General features: G+C 71.7%; 16 protein-coding genes and 1 riboswitch. Of the genes, 8 read left to right on the top strand and 8 right to left on the bottom strand.

The window, feature by feature from the left end:
* Positions 1-30: 30 nt before the first annotated feature.
* The 4 genes from ACSGDB_RS11265 to ACSGDB_RS11250 all read left to right on the top strand — a co-directional run bounded on the left by ACSGDB_RS11265 (position 31) and on the right by ACSGDB_RS11250 (position 4,121).
* Positions 31-1,059, top strand: coding sequence for a LacI family DNA-binding transcriptional regulator (locus ACSGDB_RS11265; RefSeq protein ID WP_434994805.1), 1,029 nt, complete (start codon positions 31-33; stop codon positions 1,057-1,059).
* Positions 1,060-1,151: 92 nt separating this feature from the next.
* Entirely contained in the window at positions 1,152-2,300 is a 1,149-nt protein-coding gene (locus ACSGDB_RS11260) for an NAD(P)/FAD-dependent oxidoreductase (protein WP_434994804.1), read from the top strand.
* Between the two features lie 4 nt (positions 2,301-2,304).
* The gene (gene sigJ, locus ACSGDB_RS11255) at positions 2,305-3,183 is read left to right on the top strand and encodes an RNA polymerase sigma factor SigJ (protein ID WP_434994803.1); all 879 of its coding nucleotides are present in this window, start codon (positions 2,305-2,307) and stop codon (positions 3,181-3,183) included.
* Positions 3,184-3,365: 182 nt separating this feature from the next.
* Positions 3,366-4,121, top strand: coding sequence for an ANTAR domain-containing protein (locus ACSGDB_RS11250; RefSeq protein WP_434994802.1), 756 nt, complete (start codon positions 3,366-3,368; stop codon positions 4,119-4,121).
* A gap of 40 nt (positions 4,122-4,161) precedes the next feature.
* On the opposite strand, the gene ACSGDB_RS11245 is transcribed toward ACSGDB_RS11250, so the two are convergent.
* A complete protein-coding gene (locus tag ACSGDB_RS11245) occupies positions 4,162-4,917 on the bottom strand; it encodes a GAF and ANTAR domain-containing protein (RefSeq protein ID WP_434994801.1) in 756 nt (251 codons plus the stop codon).
* Between the two features lie 386 nt (positions 4,918-5,303).
* Here ACSGDB_RS11245 and ACSGDB_RS11240 point away from each other — a divergent pair, with 386 nt between their 5' ends.
* Together ACSGDB_RS11240 and ACSGDB_RS11235 are read left to right on the top strand one after the other, a co-directional pair.
* Positions 5,304-6,626: a sensor histidine kinase gene (locus ACSGDB_RS11240; RefSeq protein WP_434994800.1), complete on the top strand. Its 1,323-nt coding sequence runs from the start codon at positions 5,304-5,306 to the stop codon at positions 6,624-6,626.
* Between the two features lie 60 nt (positions 6,627-6,686).
* Complete coding sequence (locus ACSGDB_RS11235; protein ID WP_434994799.1) at positions 6,687-6,938, top strand: hypothetical protein; 252 nt, start codon at positions 6,687-6,689, stop codon at positions 6,936-6,938.
* Positions 6,939-6,965: 27 nt separating this feature from the next.
* On the opposite strand, the gene ACSGDB_RS11230 is transcribed toward ACSGDB_RS11235, so the two are convergent.
* Entirely contained in the window at positions 6,966-7,637 is a 672-nt protein-coding gene (locus ACSGDB_RS11230) for a peroxiredoxin-like family protein (RefSeq protein WP_434994798.1), read from the bottom strand.
* 227 nt (positions 7,638-7,864) lie between these two features.
* A riboswitch (cyclic di-GMP riboswitch) is annotated at positions 7,865-7,939 on the top strand.
* Positions 7,940-7,956: 17 nt separating this feature from the next.
* On the opposite strand from ACSGDB_RS11230, the gene ACSGDB_RS11225 reads away from it, so the two are divergent.
* Positions 7,957-9,192, top strand: coding sequence for a glycoside hydrolase family 26 protein (locus tag ACSGDB_RS11225; protein WP_434994796.1), 1,236 nt, complete (start codon positions 7,957-7,959; stop codon positions 9,190-9,192).
* A gap of 36 nt (positions 9,193-9,228) precedes the next feature.
* Here the strand turns inward: ACSGDB_RS11225 and ACSGDB_RS11220 are convergent, their stop codons facing one another.
* Positions 9,229-10,029, bottom strand: a complete 801-nt coding sequence (locus ACSGDB_RS11220) for a DNA-formamidopyrimidine glycosylase family protein (protein WP_434994794.1) — start codon at positions 10,027-10,029, stop codon at positions 9,229-9,231.
* Positions 10,030-10,192: 163 nt separating this feature from the next.
* On the opposite strand from ACSGDB_RS11220, the gene ACSGDB_RS11215 reads away from it, so the two are divergent.
* Entirely contained in the window at positions 10,193-10,546 is a 354-nt protein-coding gene (locus tag ACSGDB_RS11215) for a YtxH domain-containing protein (protein ID WP_434994792.1), read from the top strand.
* An 86-nt stretch (positions 10,547-10,632) separates the two neighbouring features.
* Here ACSGDB_RS11215 and malQ read toward each other — a convergent pair whose 3' ends face one another.
* The 5 genes from malQ to ACSGDB_RS11190 all read right to left on the bottom strand — a co-directional run bounded on the left by malQ (position 10,633) and on the right by ACSGDB_RS11190 (position 16,040).
* On the bottom strand, positions 10,633-12,831 hold the full coding sequence (gene malQ / locus ACSGDB_RS11210; RefSeq protein WP_434994791.1) for a 4-alpha-glucanotransferase: 2,199 nt from the start codon (positions 12,829-12,831) through the stop codon (positions 10,633-10,635).
* Between the two features lie 67 nt (positions 12,832-12,898).
* Positions 12,899-13,372, bottom strand: coding sequence for a MarR family winged helix-turn-helix transcriptional regulator (locus tag ACSGDB_RS11205; protein ID WP_434994790.1), 474 nt, complete (start codon positions 13,370-13,372; stop codon positions 12,899-12,901).
* Between the two features lie 39 nt (positions 13,373-13,411).
* Positions 13,412-14,425 carry an MBL fold metallo-hydrolase gene (locus ACSGDB_RS11200; RefSeq protein ID WP_434994789.1) on the bottom strand — a complete coding sequence of 338 codons (1,014 nt, stop codon included), beginning with the start codon at positions 14,423-14,425 and terminating at the stop codon, positions 13,412-13,414.
* A gap of 120 nt (positions 14,426-14,545) precedes the next feature.
* Entirely contained in the window at positions 14,546-14,650 is a 105-nt protein-coding gene (locus tag ACSGDB_RS11195) for an MFS transporter small subunit (RefSeq protein ID WP_434994787.1), read from the bottom strand.
* Position 14,651: 1 nt separating this feature from the next.
* Positions 14,652-16,040 (bottom strand): OFA family MFS transporter, encoded by a 1,389-nt coding sequence (locus tag ACSGDB_RS11190; RefSeq protein ID WP_434994785.1) that lies wholly within the window; start codon positions 16,038-16,040, stop codon positions 14,652-14,654.
* Positions 16,041-16,140 lie beyond the last annotated feature (100 nt).

Genomic DNA, 16,140 nt, shown 5'->3' with positions numbered 1-16,140 from the left:
CAAGGAATTCGTGGGGCTATTGTGTAAGCCATGGCCAAGGAAACCATCGCCGGTCTGGCGAAGAGACTGGGCATCTCCAAGGCGTCCGTCTCCTACGCGCTGAACGGCCAGTCGGGCGTCAGCGACCTGACCCGGCGTCGTGTCCTGGACCTCGCCGAGGAACTCGACTGGTACCCCAGCTCCTCCGCGAGGGCGCTTTCCCGGTCCCGGGCGGGGGCCGTGGGCATGGTGCTCTCCGCCGACCCTGCACTCATCGGCACCGAGCCGTACCACATGGGGCTGCTGGCCGGCATCGAGGCCGCCCTCGCCGAGAGCGACACGGCGCTGATGCTGCGCATGGTGGGCAACGACCCCGCCCAGGAGCATGCCGTCTACGAGCGGTGGGCGGGCGAGCGGAAGGTCGACGGCGTCCTCGTCTTCGACCACCTGCTCGACGACCCGCGGCCCGCCCTGCTGGACCGCCTGGGACTGCCGTTCGTGCTGCACGGCACCCCGGAGACCGGGGCACCGCCGGCCTTCTCCGGTACCACCACGGACCACGACGTCGACGCCGCGACCATCATCGACCACCTCCACGACGCCGGCCATCGCCGCATCGGGCACGTGTCCGGCCCGCACCGGCTCCTGCACGAGAAGGAACGCATCCGCGGGGTGCGGGAACGCGCAGCGAGCCACGGCATGGAGGTCGTCCAGTACGAGGCGAATTACGCGCTCCAGGCCGGCCACGACGCCGCCGTGACCCTCCTCCGCCCCTCGGAGACACCGGGGGCACCGATGACGGCGATGGTGTTCGGCAACGACCTCATGGCGATGGGCGGGCTGCTCGCCCTGCGCGAGCTCGGCCTGCGCTGCCCGGACGACGTCGCGATCATCAGCTGGGACGACTCCCTGCACTGCCGGCTCGCCTTCCCCGCGGTCACGGCCCTGTCCAGGAACCCGGGCATGCAGGGCCGGGTGGCCGCCGAACTCCTGCTCGACCTGCTCGACACCGGCACGATCCGGACGACGTCCATGCCCCCCGGCGAACTCGTGGTCAGAGCCAGCACCGCCACCGTCTGACCGCGGCCCGACAATCCGGGTGGGCCCCTGTCACAGACCACCGGCGAGCGGTGTCCTGATGGTGTCGGGAACTCCTGAGGAAGCGAGGCGTGATGAGCGGAACAGTGCACGTGGTGGTCGTCGGTGGCGGGTATGCGGGGGTGATGGCGGCGAACAGGGTTGCGGGCAGCACGGCGGGCCGGCCCCCGGTGGAGGTCACCCTGGTGGACCCGGGGGCGCAGTTCACCGAGCGCATCCGGCTGCACCGGGTGGCCGCCGGGAGCAGGGATTCGGCAGGCGTGGCGTGGCCGACGGTGCTGCATCCACGGGTGCGACGCCTTCCCGACCGCGCGCTCCGGATCGATGCCGACCGGGGATCCGCCACCCTGCAGGACTCCGGCCCTCTCGGTTTCGATCGGCTCGTGTACGCGGTCGGCAGCGGGGAACCGTCCACCCCTCTGCTATCGGTCACCGACGCGGCGGCCGCGGCGCGGGCGCGGCGCGCCATCGCGCGTCTTGGGCCCGGCGCAACAGTCACCGTGGCCGGCGCCGGTCCCACGGGCGTGGAGCTGGCGAGCGTGCTCGCAGTCGAGCGTCCCGAGCTGCGGATCACGGTCGTCGCCCCGTCGGGCCTGGCCCATCCCCTCACCGGCAAGGCCGCGGTGGCCCGCCGCCTGAGCCGCCTGGGCGTCGTCGTCGAGCGCGGCAGCGTGGACCCGGCCACGGGGACCGTGACTCCCCGGACCCCGGGCGCGCATCCGCGTCCGCCCGCAGCGGCGACGATCTGGACGGCGGGGTTCGCCGTGCCGTCCCTCGCCGCCGACAGCGGACTGCCGGTCGACGGCGGGGGTCGGCTCCTCGTGGACGCGACCCTCGCCGTGCCGGGTCACGAGTGCATCCTCGGCGCCGGCGACGCCGTGTCCGTCACCGGCGCGGCCGGTCTCCACCTGCGGGCGTCCTGCGCGATCGCCCTGCCGATGGGAGCCCACGCCGCCGACAACGTCCTCGCCCGCCTGACGGGCGCCGCTCCGTCGCCGATCGACGCCGGCTACCTCGCACAGTGCCTGGACCTCGGGGCGGGCCGGGGGCACGTGCAGTTCGTACGCGCCGATGACACGGCCCGCCCCTGGGCGCTCTCCGGGCGACCCGGAGGCTGGGGGAAGGAACAGATCTGCCGGATGACGGTCGCCTGGCTGGCCGGGGAGGCGCGCCGGTCGGGGTCCTACACGTGGCCGGCCGGCCCGGCAGTGCCCGTAGGCTGAGCCCATGGCCTCCCCTACGGAGCAGGACGAGCTGTTCGCCGCGCATCGCCCCCTGATGTTCGCGATCGCCTACGAGGTCCTCGGGACCCGCGCCGATGCCGACGACGTCGTCCAGGACAGTTACCTGCGCTGGGCCGGCGTCGACCCGTCCGTGGTTCGGGACCCGCGCGCCTACCTCGCCACGATCGCCGCCAGGACGGCGCTCAATGCGATCCGGACCGTCTCCCGCCGCCGGGAGTCCTACCCGGGCCCCTGGCTGCCCGAGCCCCTCGCAGCGGGGGCCGACGATCCGGAGCAGCGCCTCCTGCTGGACGAACAGCTCAGCTATGCCCTGACGGTGGTGCTGCTGCAGGCCACGCCGGAGCAGCGCGCCGTGTTCATGCTCCACGACGTCTTCGACCTCCCGTACCCGGCGGTCGCCGAGGCCCTGGGCAAGAGCCAGGCAGCGGTCCGGCAGATCGCGGCGCGGGCACGGGCCCGCCTCGGCGCCGCCGATCGGTCCGCGAGCAGCACCCGCGAGAGCACGGCGGCCCTCGCGGCCTTCCAGTCCGCCGTGGAGACGGGGGACCTCCAGTCCCTCATGGACGTCCTGGCACCCGACGCCGTCCTGCTCTCCGACGGGGGTGGCAAGGTGGTCGCGGCCCGCAAACCGGTCGTGGGCGCCGCGGCGATCGCCGGCTTCCTCCTGAAGATCGCCCGTACGCCGGCGCCGGGGACGCGTGTGGGCATCGGCCCCCTCAATGGCGGCCAGGGCATCCTGGTCCACGCGGGTGATCGGCTGGAGCTGACCGTCGCCCTCGGGGTGGACGAGCGAGGCAGGGTCAGCGGGGTCTACCTCGTGCGCAACCCGGACAAGCTCGGCGGAGCCGCGGCCGGTCCCTGAGTGCCCGCGGAGCACTCCCGCACGGAGCCGGCAGATCGACCACTGCATGGCTCCCGGGTCGTACAGTTGATCGCAGGACGACGTTCGGCGGCACTCCGTGGAAGGGGCTCACCCGGCGATCCGCTTCGGAGCGGATCGCGGAGCGTCGGCCCGATGACCGCTTCGTCCAAGGAACCAGCCGTATGCCCGATGAGAAGGACCTTGCTCGCGAGATCGATCGCGATCCGGTCACCGCGCTCCTGCAGGACATGGTCCTCGAGAGCGACGACGTCCAGGAATTCCTCACCGGCCTCGCGACCATCGCCGCCGAGGCGTTCAGCAGCGCCTACGGTGAGGTGTTCTGCGGCGTGACCCTCCTGCGCCCACGATCGATGATCACCGTCGCCAGCAGCAGCGACAAGGCCCGGGAACTCGACGAAGTGCAGTACGGGTTCGACGACGGCCCGTGCCTCCGGGCCGCCCGCACCGGTGAGACCGTGCACATCCGGGACTTCCTGACCGAGGAACGCTTCCCCGAGTACCGCAGTGCCATCGCATCCCATGGCCTGCGCTCCGCCCTCGGCATCCCGATCCGGCTCGACGAGGGTGCCAGCGCGGGCCTGGACTTCTACTCCACCACTGCGGACGCCTTCGACGCGACGGGCATCGCGGTGGCCGAGGGCCTCGCGCGCGACGCCTCCCGATCCCTCCGCCTGGCCGTGCGGATCGCCCAGCTCAGCGAGGACACGCAGCACCTCAAGGCCGCCATGGTGAACCGCACCACCATCGACACGGCGGTCGGTGCGATCATGGCCCAGAACAGGTGCACGCAGAAGGAGGCCTTCGCGATCCTCCGCCAGGCATCCTCCACACGGAACGTGAAGGTGGCGGACCTCGCTGCGGGCATCCTCGCCTCGGTGGGGCAGACAGAACCGACGACCACGCACTTCGACCACTGACCCGGGCGGGTGCGGGCACCGTGCTGCGGGGCACGAGCCGCTAGCGGGCGGTCTTCGTTCCGGGGAGTTCGCCGCTGCTGATGAGGTGGTCGGCGACGTTCCAGAGTTTCAGGCGGTTGCGCTGGCTGGCCATGGACAGCACGATGAACGCCTGCTCGCCGGTGATCTTGTGCCGTTCCATGAGGATGCCCTTGGCCTGGCCGATGACGTCCCGGGAGTTCACCGCCTCCCGTAGCTGGCGGTTCTTCTCGGCCTCGGCGAACGCGACGGACGCGTGGGAGGCGACGAGCAGGCCGATGTTCTCGGACTCGTCGGTGAAGGCGCCGGCCCGGTACGAGTACAGGTTCAGGGCGCCGAGGTCGTCGCCCTCGACCCACAGCTGGATGGAGAGCATGCCCCGGGCGCCGGCCTGCGTGGCCCGCTGCCCGAAGAGCGGCCACCGCGTTTCGTGCGCCATGTCGGGGACCCGCACCGTGGTGTGCTCGTAGGCCGCTTCCAGGCACGGGCCCTCGCCGGTTTCCATCTGCAGTGCGTCGATGCGTGCGGGCAGGTCCCCGGAGGCGCCCCGGGATCCGATGTTCCTGCGTCCCAGGACGATGCTCACGGAGCCTTCGTCGACCCCGGGGATCAGTTCGAGGGCCGCGTGGACGAACCCGGCGATGATCGCGTCCGAGTCCGCTTCGCGCTGCAGGGATCGGGCGAGCTCGGCCAGTTCCGTGGCGAGATCGCGCTCCCGGTCACGGCCGCCGTGGTGGGACGACGGCATACCCCTCTTCACCCTGAGCTCCTCGCTCATCCTTCACACCCTTCGGCAGTGGGATCACGATCAGTACAGGCAGCGCTGCATCCAACTCTAATCGGCGTCGCGGCCACCCGGATAGACCTCGATCACCAGTCCGTCCCTGACCGCAGGGCCTTCCCGACCGGCGGCTCGACGGCGTGGCCCGTGCTGGTCGGCCGACCCACACTTTGCTGGGTGTCGGCTGTATGAACAGCGGTTGCGTCCGGGCGGGATCCGCTCTTCACTGGGAGGAGTCTCCGGGTCGAGCACACGGCACTGGGGGCGGCAGGGGTGCAGGGCCTCCCGCCCTGCACCCCTGTTCATCCTCAGCCCTTGCGCAAGGGCTTTGTCGCCGGCAGGAAGCGCCACGGCGAACCCTCCCGGTCGGGCATCCTGAGAGGATGGAGACTGCGCCGCGGCGTCTGACGGTTACACCCTCCGGAACGCCGGAGGGCATCCGTGCCCTGGTGGAAGCATTCGGTGCGACGTCCGAGGACATCCATCTCGACACGGTCCTGGAAAGGGTCGCCTCCGCGGCCGCCGTCGCGATCGCGAACTCCCGCCCGATCGACAACTCAGCCCGCCGCACACGATGGCTCCAGGGCGGCCTCGACGCGGTCCGCGAGATCCTCGGACAGACCGGCCCGACCCACAGCCATCCCGCATCCCTCGCGCACCACGCCCTGCTGGCGTCGCGCAGCGACATCACCCTCGTTCTCCGCGAGATCGGTGACGGGCGTCGGCTCCTCTGCGCGGCGGCCGGCGGCCCCCAGGCTTCTTCCTTCGTCGGAGAATCATGGGGTTGTCCGACGCGCCTCAAGGATCTGACGGTGACGTCACCTCCCCTGCTGCTGACACCGGGGGAGATCGCCCGCCTGCTGCCCGGGGCCTCCTTCACGGCCCCGACGACGGCCCTGTGTGTCCGACTCGCCGGGTCGAGAGAGCGGCAGTACCTGTTGTTCGGTCGCCGGGCGGACGCCCCGTTCACCGACGTCGACCAGGCGATGGTCCGGACGTTCACGTCCCACGTGTCGTTGGCCCTGCAGCTGCTGTGTGCCCAGCGGCAACGAGAGCTGGACGCGGTGTTCAGCGACCGGGACCGGATCGCACGCGACCTCCACGACCTCGTCATCCAACGACTGTTCGCGACGGGCCTGAGCATCCAGGTCCTCCGCAAACACCTCCCGGACCCGGAGGCCCTCGACCGCCTCGGGGTGGTGACCACCGAACTCGATGCGACGATCAGGACGCTACGGGACACCATCCACTCGCTGAGGTCGGCCCCGCGGGTCGCCCCGGCCTTCAGCGCCCGGGTCTTCGCCCTCGTGGCAGCGGTGGCGGAGAGCCATACGATCCAGCCCGTACTGCATCTCTCGGGCCCCCTCGACGCCTCGGTCGATCCCGGATTGGCGGACCATGTCCACGGAGTGATCCGGGAGGGCCTGTCCAACGCACTCCGGCACGCTGCCGCGAACTCCATCACGATCACGCTGCAGGCTCTTCCCGATCACCTCGGGATGGAGATCGTCGACGACGGTGCCGGGTTCGTGGAACCGTCCTCGTGCCCCGGCCTGACGGAGATGCGACGGCACGCGGAACTCTGCGACGGCGCCCTGGCAATCTCGAGTGCCCTCGGTCGAGGAACACACATCCGGCTCAGCGTCCCCCTGGACGCCCGGGGAGCTGTCCGGCAGGGAACCGGAAGTAGGAGGCACTTACGGTAGTGTCGTTCTCGCCTCTAGAAGCGGGGCTCTCGAGTTCTTGGTACCCGAATGAGGCACTTCGTGAGTGATGACAGCAGGCTGGATCCGGACAAGGTCTTCCCGGAGGACCTGACATTGATCGATCGGGATGACCTGGACATCCTGAACAGCAGGAACCACCGGTCGAGGGATGTGCAGTACGTCCGCGACGGTGAAGTGGATGCGGAGACCGACGGGCAGCACCACGAGCTCCGGGAAGAGCTCGACCGCCGCCAGCTGATGCGCGACACCCGGGCGTCGGAGGACACCCGGAGCCAGGCGAAGGAAGCCTGAGCCTACCCGGGGCGGACGCGCGGCCGGTCAGAGGGCTACGAGGGCATCGATGATGTCGCTGGTCTCCGTGCGGTTCGTGTAGTCCACCTGCACGTCGATGAACCGGATGGTGCCGGTGGCGTCGGCGACGACCACCGTGGGGAACGGGAGCCTCGGGGTCCGGCCCATGTTGGACCCGGCGACGTCCACTCCGAGGGCGATACGCGCGAGCGTCGCCTCGGGGCCGGGCGTCGTGACGATCCCGAGCCGCGAAGCGAGGGCGTTCGATGCATCCGAATAGAGCGGCAGGAACAGCCCCTTCTCGTGCGCCATGTCCCCCGCGATCCCCGGGTCCTGTGGGCTGATCGCGATGAGCCGCGTCCCGAAGGTCTCCGCGAGGGGGCTCAGTTCCCGCTGATAGGTCTGCAGGGCGATGCTGCAGTAGGGGCACCACCCACCGCGGTAGAAGACGATGATCGCGGCTGCCGCGCCGAGAACCTCCCGCAGGGGCACCGGACGCCCTCGGTCGTCGTACACGAGGGCCTCGGGGAGCGTGTCGCCCACGCGGGCGATGCCTTTCGGGATCCCCGCGCGGCGGAGCTCCTCCTGCTCCAGCGCGAAGACCTCCGCGAGCGCCGGACCGATCTGAGCATCGAAGGTGGGCCTGAACTCGGCCACCTGCGCCGCGATCGTGTCCGTGAATGTCTGTTTCTGCTTCAACTTTCCCCCTCCGCACAGCTGCGACGGGAGCCACCAGCCCGCCACATGACCCATTGTCGTGCAGGCCGGTCGATTTCCCAAGGCCCACCCCGGAAGCCCCTTGCGGAAGAGCTGCCGGAATCCTAGCCGTCGTCCGGCGCAATCCTGCCGCCGTCCTGCGGGTCTCGCTGCACAATGAGGTGGGCCCCGCTGCACCGCGGTGTCCGACGACGCCCCGGGCGACCGCTCGGCGACAAGGGCAAACCCGGCGCGAGCCGGGGACGCAAAGCCACGGGACCTTCGCGGTCGGCCGGGCCACCGAACCAGCGAGGTGCCGATCATGCTTCCCGTTCCCCCTCTCGCAGCATCCGTGATGCGGACGACCGCCGCGCGCCTCGCCGTGGTCGCCGTGGCGCTGTCCGTCCTGATGCTCGGGGTGACGCCGGCGCCGGCCCAGGCCGCGGCCACGATCACCCTCAGTTCCGCCGCCGGAACCTCCGGCGCCGCCATCACGGTGACGGGCGCGGGCTTCCCCAAGAAGACGAGGGGGACCATCGTCGCAGGGACCGTGAGCGCGTCCCTGACCACGACGCCGCACGGCGCCTTCACCGTGTCGATCGTGCCAGCGGGGACCGGGCCTGTGAGCATCACGGCGACGGCCGGCACCACCACCGCGAGCGCCGCCTACACCGTCCTCGCCCCGGCGCCCACGTCCGCAGCCCCGAAGGGCATCCGCTTCGGCGTCGGCACCAGTGGCGGGCCCGCCGTCGGCGGTGAGCTGGACGCCGTCACGGCCCTCGCCGGTGAGGCGCCCTCCATCGTGCTGTCCTACAAGGACTTCAACCAGCCCGCGCCCATCGCGGAGCTCGACGCGGTGCGCGCCCGCGGCGCCGAGACGCTGCTGACCTGGGAGCCCTGGACCTGGGGCGGGGGCACCGAGCAGCCCGCCTACTCCCTCGACCGCATCGCCGCCGGCGAGTTCGACGCCTATCTCCGCGAGTGGGGCACCGCCCTGGGACGCTGGGGGCAGCCCGTGTACCTGCGCTTCGCCCACGAGATGAACGGCGACTGGTACCCGTGGGCGGTGGGAGTGAACGGCAACACCGCGGCCGACTACGTCGCCGCCTACCGGCACGTGCACGACGTCGTCGCCTCCACCGGCGCGACCAACATCAGTTGGGTGTGGAATCCCAACGTCCCCTACTGGGGGTCCACGCCCCTGGACCAGCTCTACCCGGGCGGAGGCTACGTCGACGTCGCCGCGCTCGACGGCTACAACTGGGGTACCTCGCAGTCGTGGAGCTCCTGGCAGGAACCCGAGGCGCTGTTCGGCGAGGGCATCGCGCAGCTCCGGCACCTCGCCCCGGGCACGCCGATCATGATCGGCGAGACGGCCTCGTCCGAGCTCGGCGGGTCCAAGCCCCAGTGGATCTCCGCCCTGTTCGGATACGTCTCCGCGCAGCCGGACGTCGTCGCGCTCGTCTGGTTCCACATCGCGAAGGAGACCGACTGGCGGATCGACAGCTCCGCCGCCTCCGCCGACGCCTTCGCGGCCGCCCTCGCCGCGCGGCGCTGAGGACCCGCGCGACGAGGTGCGCGCAGGACCGTCACCTCAGCCGGGCAACGGTTGGCAGCGGGGACACCACCAGGTGCGACGGCGGCCCGGGTCGTGCGGCACCTCCGCCCTGACGCGCACGGTGGTGCCGCACCGGAGGCACGGCCGGCCGGCGCGGCCTGCCACCCAGTGCTTCTCCCCCCGGCGGGTGTTCCCCGTGGTGACCTGGTGCGCGCCGGGCTGCGTCGCCGAGAACCGCAGGCACCGCGCGCCGAGGGCCACCAGCGCCGCGGCGTCCACGTCGGCCATGGGCGTGTCGGGGTGGATGCCGCGCAGGAAGCAGAGCTCGTTGGCCCAGAGGTTCCCGAACCCGGCCACGTTCCGCTGATCGAGCAGGGCGGCGGCCACGCGCTCCCCCGGGTCGCGGCGCAGCCTGCGTGCCGCCTCGTCCGCGGACCAGTCCTCCCGCAGCGGATCCGGACCGAGGTGCCCGACGGCGTCGCCCTCCGCCCGGGTGTCCAGCAGGTCGACGACGGGCAGATCCAGGCCGTACGCCGTCGGGCCGTCCCGCACGGCGAGGATCACCCGGGCGTCCGGCAGGAGCGTCCGCGGCAAGGCCCTGCCGGGGGCCGTCACGGTCCACGAGCCCTGCATCAGCAGGTGCGTGTGGAGGGTCAGCCCGCCGTCGAACCGCGTGAGCAGGTGCTTGCCGTGGGTCACGTGCTCCGCGATGCGCATCCCGTCCAACGGCGTCGCGGCATGCGCGGGCACCCGAAGGTCGCCGCGGCGCAGTGTGCGCCCGTCGAGGGATCGCCGCAGGCGGACCGCCAGCCGGAACACGCTGTCGCCCTCGGGCATGGAGCCTCCCTGTCCTGTACCTACCGCCACCAACCTAGCGTCCGGCGCCGACGCTCCATCCCGGAGACCCCTACAGCACGGCGCCCCGGGTGGCCACTCTCGCCCCCGGCCGACCGGGTGGTCTAGATTCGGATGGAACGCAGTCCATCGATGGGAGAACACCATGAAGAACAAGCTTGTTTTCGCCGCAGGCATGGCGGCCGGTTACGTCCTCGGGACGCGGGCCGGCCGGGAGAGCTACGAGCAGCTCAAGACCAAGGCCCAGGAGCTGTGGGAGAACCCGAAGGTGCAGGAGACCGTCGCCTCGACCACCGACACCATCAAGGCCAAGGCCCCGGAGGTGCAGGACACCCTGAAGGGCGCGCTGAAGAAGGACGAGTCCGCGTCCGGCAAGAACGGCACGGCGACGGGTACCACCGGACCGGCCGGAGGCAACCCCCGCGACATCGAGGACACCCCGTTCCAGGCCCAGGACAGCGACACGCGCCCGGAGCTCGGGAAGGATCTTGGGAAGTAGCGGTTCCCCGGAGGGCGGGCGCCGGCATGATGTCGGGGCCCGCCTTCTCCTTGTCCGCCTCGACCCCGGAATGTCCCCGCTTGCGCTCAGCCGGCGGGTGGGGTCGGCTCCTCGGCCCGCGTGGGTCCGTCCGGTGTCCCGGCCCCGGCGGGCAGGCCCAGCGAGGCCACGAGCGACGAGAAGCGCCCGTTCGCGGCGAGGTCCTCGACGAGGACGGCCGCCCCGTCGGCGTCGGCGAGGGGGATCCGCCAGTTGGGGTACTCGTCATGGGTGCCCGGCTGGTTCTGCGTGCACCGCTCCCCGACGGCGTCCGCGAGCGCCACACCGAGCAGGAGGGACGGCGTCTGCCCGATGAAGGCGTGCAGGGCCTCGACGGTCCCGGGGATGTCCTCGGCGCCGTCGGCGAGGAGCCGGCGCTCCCGGAGGAGGTCCAGGAACTTCTCCTGGACGGCGCGGTCCTCGGCCTGTTCCTCCTCGACGGGCCGGCTGAGCAGCCCGAGCCTCTCCCGCAGCGCCACGTGCTCGCCCGCCAGGTACCCGGCGCTGGGTGGGAGGTCGTGCACGGTCACGGTGGTCAGGCAGCCCTCCCGGTAGGCCTCGGGGGGAAGGGGCCCGTCCGCGTCCTGCTCGAACCACAGGATCGACGTGCCGAGGATGCCGCGCTCGGCGAGGTACTCCTGCACCCCGGGTTCGAAGACCCCGAGGTCCTCCCCGACCACGATCGCCCCGGCCCGTTCCGCCTCGAGGGCGAGGATGCCGATCAGGGCCCGGTGGTCGTAGTACACGTACGCTCCGGCGCCGGGCGCCTCGCCCTGCGGGATCCACCACAGCCGGAACAGGCCGAGGATGTGATCCACCCGGATGCCGCCGGCGTGGCGCAGGATGTTGCGGAGCATGTCGCGGAATGCCGCATAGCCCGAGGCGGCCAGGCGGTCCGGGTGCCAGGGCGGCTGGCTCCAGTCCTGGCCGCGCTGGTTGAACATGTCCGGTGGCGCGCCGACGCTGATCCCCCGGGCGAGAACGTCCTGGAGGGCCCACGCGTCGGCCCCGCTGGGGTGGACGCCCACCGCGAGGTCGTGCACGACGCCGATGGACATCCCGGCGTCCGTCGCCTTCTGCTGGGCCTCCCGCAACTGCTCATCGAGCAGCCACTGCAGCCACGCATGGAAGTCGACCCGCTCTGCGTGGCGCTCGGCGGACGCACGGGCTCCGGGCGAGCCGGGACGTCCGACGCCGTCCCATTCCGGGGCGCCCGGCGGGTACGCCTCGGCGAGCGCCGACCACAGGGCGAAGTCGGCCAGGCCCCGGCCCTGGTCGGCACGGTACCGGTCGAAGTCCTGCTGGCGTCCCGCGGGCCGTCCGACGGCGAAGATCAGCTCGAGCGCCTCCAGTTTCGCGGCGTACGAGGAGTCACGGTCGAGCAGGTCCGTGGCCGTGTTCACGGTGGAGAAGCCTGCGGCGAGGTCCTCGACGCGCTTCCGCTCCGGGGCGCCGAGACCCGCGTACTCGGGGATGTCCTCGATGCGCAGGTACAGGGGGTGGAAGTACCGGCGCGTGGTCGGCAGATAGGGCGAGGGTTCCACCGGCGGTACCGGCTCGGCCGCGTGGAGGGGGTTCACGAGCACGAAGTCGCCCCGGTGCCGTGCGGCCGCCTGCGCGATGCCGCCGAGGTCCGCGAGGTCGCCGATGCCCCAGGAGCCGGCGGAGCGGACCGAGTAGAGCTGGGCCATCAGGCCCCACCGGCGGCGGCCGGCGAGCGCCGCCGTCGTACCCAGCCGGTCCGGTGTGACGACGAGGGCACAGGTGCTCTCCCGCCCGTCCACGCCGGCGTGGAGCGTGTGCCAGCCGAGCGGCAGGGAGCGCGGCAGGGTGGCGTCGCGCCGCTCGACGTCCCGCCGGTCGATCGTCCGGGCCTCCACCGCCACGCCGACGGACCCCGGATGGCGGACGCCGTCCTCGTCCACGATCCAGAGCTCCACCTCCGCACCGGCCGGCACGTGGAGGGGCACGGGGTCGGTGTCGCTCCGCCGCACGACGACGACGGCGGGCAGGACCGACCGCCAGGGGGCGGTCGCGGCGTCCGCGAGGGCCTGCGCGATGGCGGCGTCGGACGAGGCGTCGACACCGAGTGCGGCGAGGACCGCCACGAGCGTCGCGGGCGCGACCTGGGCGGGTTCGCCGTCCCATCCCTTGAAGGTGGTTCCCACGCGGTGCGCCTCGGCGAGCCGGGCGAGGGGGGAAGGGGTCCGCGGGCGGGCGTCGTCGTGCTGCGTCGTGTGGGCCATGGCTCCAATCTAGGCGGCAGTCAGCAGGCTGCGCATCCGGGTCCGAGGCGCCTGCGGACTTGACGGGCTACCAGGTGTCCTTCGTGTAGGTGCTGTTGAGGCGGGCGATCAGGGTGCCGAGCGCCTCGACGTCCTCCGGTTTCCAGCTGCGCATCAGGGCCGTGAAGGCCGTGCGTCGGCCGCTCTGCGCGACGGCGAGCTGCCGCTGCCCGAGCGGTGTCAGGACCACGCGCTGGGAGCGGGCGTCGTGCGGGTCGAGCTGGCGGTTGACGAGGCCCAGCCGTTCCAGCCCGGCGAGCTGCCGGCTCACCGACGGCTTGCCGACCCCGATGCTCTGGGCGATGTCCGTCGCCCGGAGGGACCCCTCCCGCTGCAGGAGCGTCAGGATGCCGTAGGCGGCCGGCTCCATGGCGGGGTGCACATGCTTCGCGAGCGCGTGCGAGGTGGTCCGTTCCCTGCGCCACAGCACGCTCGTCTGCTCCTCGAGGACCTCGATGGCGCGGTCGAACGCGACGTCGTCGGCGCCCGCTGCTGTCTCCATTCCCGAAGCGTATAGACGGCCGGCCCGGACGGGGAGGGGTTACGGCGAACAATCCGAAGATTTCGGCGCGGGCGGCGCCTGTGCCCTGACGAAGTCCCGGTGCATCTCGGTCTGGGAGAGCGCGGAGAGCAGCTGGAAGCCCTGCAGCCCCTCCCAGCCGGCGGACCACGTGAGGCGTGAGGCGAGGTCCCAGACCGTGGGCTCGGCGACGGCCCCGAGGACTGCGGTGACCTCCTGCGCACGCTTCAGGTGGTGCTGGGCGCTCTCGTGCGCCCGCTCGTCGAGCCCGGCGAACCGGTGCCCGTGCCCGGGGAGCGCCTCGTAGTGTCCGTAGCGGCGCACCCTGTCGATGGACGCCACGTAGTCGGCCAGCGGGTTCGACGGCGTCGCGCCCCCGAGCCCCAGACCGGCGAAGACCGTGGGCAGCACGTGGTCGCCCGTGTAGAGGAGCCCGCGGTCGTCGTCGCGCAGGCAGATGTGGCCTGCCGTGTGGCCGGGCGTGGCCATCACGACCGTCCGGAAACCGGGAACGGGCAGGACGTCGCCGTCGGACAGGGTGCGGTCGACGGCCGGCCCGAGTCCTGCGGGCGAGCGGTCCACGAACCGGGACAGCTCGTCCCGGCGCTCCGGCGGCACACCCCACCCGGCGAGGCGCGCGGCCACCTCCTCGGGGTCGAGCCGGCGGGCGGCGTGCCGCTCGAGGGCGGCACGCTCCACGCCGTGCATGGCCAGGGGTGCGCCCGACGCCCGGCGGAGGCGGGCGGCCATGCCCACGTGGTCGGGATGCAGGTGCGTCCCGGTGATCCCGGTGACGGCGCCGTCGATCTCCGCCAGCGCGCCGGTCAGCCTGTCCCAGTTCGCGTCGGAGTCCCACCCCGGGTCGATGACGTGGACGCCGCCGTCCGCGCTGCGGAGCAGGTAGGTGAGGGAGTAGGCGAGGTGCCCGCCCGGCATCGGCTGCGCGAGGGACCAGACGTCGTCGCGCACCTGTTCCAGCGGCGGGAGCTCCCCGCGCTCCAGGGCCCCGAGCTGCTGCGTGCTGGTGTTGTGCATGAATCCTCCCGATGGTCCGCTCAAACGGTGGAGCCGCCGCGGCGGGGGTGCAGACCCGTGGGGGCGTTACCCCGGGTCTGCACGCCCGCCGCGGCGGCCCACCCCGTGAGGGGGCGCTGGTCAGCCTCCGAAGAGGGCTGCCGCGCGGGTCAGGGTCTGGACGATCCCATAGGCGAGGGGCACTCCGACGAGCGCCCAGACGGCGGTGATGCGTGCTCCGGCCATGTCACGCCTCCTTTGCGAATTCTCTCGGCGCGTTCCGCACGGGTTCGTGGAAACGGGCGCTGACGGGCTTGACGAGCAGATTGGCGATGAACCCGATGACCAGCAGCACCACCATGGTGAGCAGGGCGGGCTGGTAGGCAGCCGCCGTGAGCTCGCCCGGGGTGCCCTGCGCGTCGAGGAACGCGTTCACGATCAGCGGCCCGGCGATCCCGGCGGCGGACCACGCGGTGAGCAGGCGGCCGTGGATCGCGCCGACCTGGTAGGTGCCGAACAGGTCGCGGAGGTAGGCCGGTGCCGTGGAGAAGCCACCGCCGTAGAAGGAGATGATCACGAAGGCGAGTCCGACGAACAGCAGGGTCGTGGAGGCCCCGGCGAGGGCGAGGATCAGGTACAGGACCGCGCCCACGCCGAGGTAGACCATGTAGATGCGCTTGCGGCCAATGAGGTCCGACAGCGTCGACCAGCCGAACCGCCCGGCCATGTTGCCGATGGACAGCAGGCCGACGAAGCCGCCGGCGACGGCGACGGACACCGCCGTCGAGCCGTCCGCGCCGCGGAAGAAGTCCTGGATCATCGGCGACGCCTGCTCGAGGATGCCGATGCCCGCGGTGACGTTGCAGAACAGGGCGACCCACACGAGCCAGAACTGGGGCGTCTTGATGGCGTTCGCGGCGGAGACGTTGTCCGTGGTGACGAGGGGCTTGGACTTCAGCTGCGACGGATCGAAGCCCTCCGGCTTCCAGCCCTCCGCCGGCACCTTGATGGTGAAGGCACCGAACATCATGTAGACGAAGTAGATGACGGCGAGGGTCAGGAACAGCTTCCCGACGGCGTCGCCGCTGGCCACCCACCCCTCGGTGCCCGAGTTCGGGTCGTACATGCGGAGCAGCTGCGTGGACAGGGGGCTCGCGATGAGCGCGCCGCCGCCGAAGCCCATGATCGCCATGCCGGTCGCGAGGCCCGGGCGGTCCGGGAACCACTTGATGAGCGTGGACACGGGCGAGATGTAGCCGATGCCCAGCCCGATGCCGCCGATGAACCCGTACCCGAGGTAGACGAGCCACAGCTGGTTCGTGAAGATGCCGAGCGCTCCCACCAGGAAGCCGGAGGTCCAGAGCACGGCGGAGGTGAACATGGCCTTGCGGGGACCGTTGCGGTCCACCCAGGTGCCCAGGAGTGCCGCCGACAGGCCGAGCATCACGATCGCGATCGAGAAGATGATGCCGATCTGCGTCAGCGTGGCGTCGAAGTGCGTTGTGAGTGCGGTCTTGTAGACGCTGGTCGCGTACGCCTGGCCGATGCACAGGTGGACGGCCAGCGCGGCGGGCGGGATCAGCCAGCGGTTGAATCCCGGTCGGGCGATGGTGTGGTCGCGGTCGAGCCAACTCATGGATGGCCTCTCTGTCAGCTGGAGCGGCCTCCCCCGGGCCATTGTTTGTCGAAAGCAATTATGCTCTCCGTCACAGCCACCACAAGCGCACCCGCGTCCG

Origin of the sequence: Arthrobacter sp. Ld5 (genome assembly GCF_051172775.1) — a bacterium.
Taxonomy (GTDB): Bacteria; Actinomycetota; Actinomycetes; order Actinomycetales; family Micrococcaceae; genus Arthrobacter_D.
This window is presented reverse-complemented; position numbering and strand designations above follow the sequence as displayed.

Excerpts from the sequence above, each read along its gene's own strand:
- ACSGDB_RS11265 (WP_434994805.1), top strand. The coding sequence starts at position 31 with ATGGCCAAGGAAACCATCGCCGGTCTGGCGAAGAGACTGGGCATCTCC.
- ACSGDB_RS11250 (WP_434994802.1), top strand. The coding sequence starts at position 3,366 with ATGCCCGATGAGAAGGACCTTGCTCGCGAGATCGATCGCGATCCGGTC.
- ACSGDB_RS11240 (WP_434994800.1), top strand. The coding sequence starts at position 5,304 with ATGGAGACTGCGCCGCGGCGTCTGACGGTTACACCCTCCGGAACGCCG.
- sigJ (WP_434994803.1), top strand. The coding sequence starts at position 2,305 with ATGGCCTCCCCTACGGAGCAGGACGAGCTGTTCGCCGCGCATCGCCCC.
- ACSGDB_RS11195 (WP_434994787.1), bottom strand. The coding sequence starts at position 14,650 with ATGGCCGGAGCACGCATCACCGCCGTCTGGGCGCTCGTCGGAGTGCCC.
- ACSGDB_RS11220 (WP_434994794.1), bottom strand. The coding sequence starts at position 10,029 with ATGCCCGAGGGCGACAGCGTGTTCCGGCTGGCGGTCCGCCTGCGGCGA.
- ACSGDB_RS11205 (WP_434994790.1), bottom strand. The coding sequence starts at position 13,372 with ATGGAGACAGCAGCGGGCGCCGACGACGTCGCGTTCGACCGCGCCATC.
- ACSGDB_RS11260 (WP_434994804.1), top strand. The coding sequence starts at position 1,152 with ATGAGCGGAACAGTGCACGTGGTGGTCGTCGGTGGCGGGTATGCGGGG.
- ACSGDB_RS11245 (WP_434994801.1), bottom strand. The coding sequence starts at position 4,917 with ATGAGCGAGGAGCTCAGGGTGAAGAGGGGTATGCCGTCGTCCCACCAC.
- ACSGDB_RS11215 (WP_434994792.1), top strand. The coding sequence starts at position 10,193 with ATGAAGAACAAGCTTGTTTTCGCCGCAGGCATGGCGGCCGGTTACGTC.
- ACSGDB_RS11200 (WP_434994789.1), bottom strand. The coding sequence starts at position 14,425 with ATGCACAACACCAGCACGCAGCAGCTCGGGGCCCTGGAGCGCGGGGAG.
- malQ (WP_434994791.1), bottom strand. The coding sequence starts at position 12,831 with ATGGCCCACACGACGCAGCACGACGACGCCCGCCCGCGGACCCCTTCC.
- ACSGDB_RS11190 (WP_434994785.1), bottom strand. The coding sequence starts at position 16,040 with ATGAGTTGGCTCGACCGCGACCACACCATCGCCCGACCGGGATTCAAC.
- ACSGDB_RS11225 (WP_434994796.1), top strand. The coding sequence starts at position 7,957 with ATGCTTCCCGTTCCCCCTCTCGCAGCATCCGTGATGCGGACGACCGCC.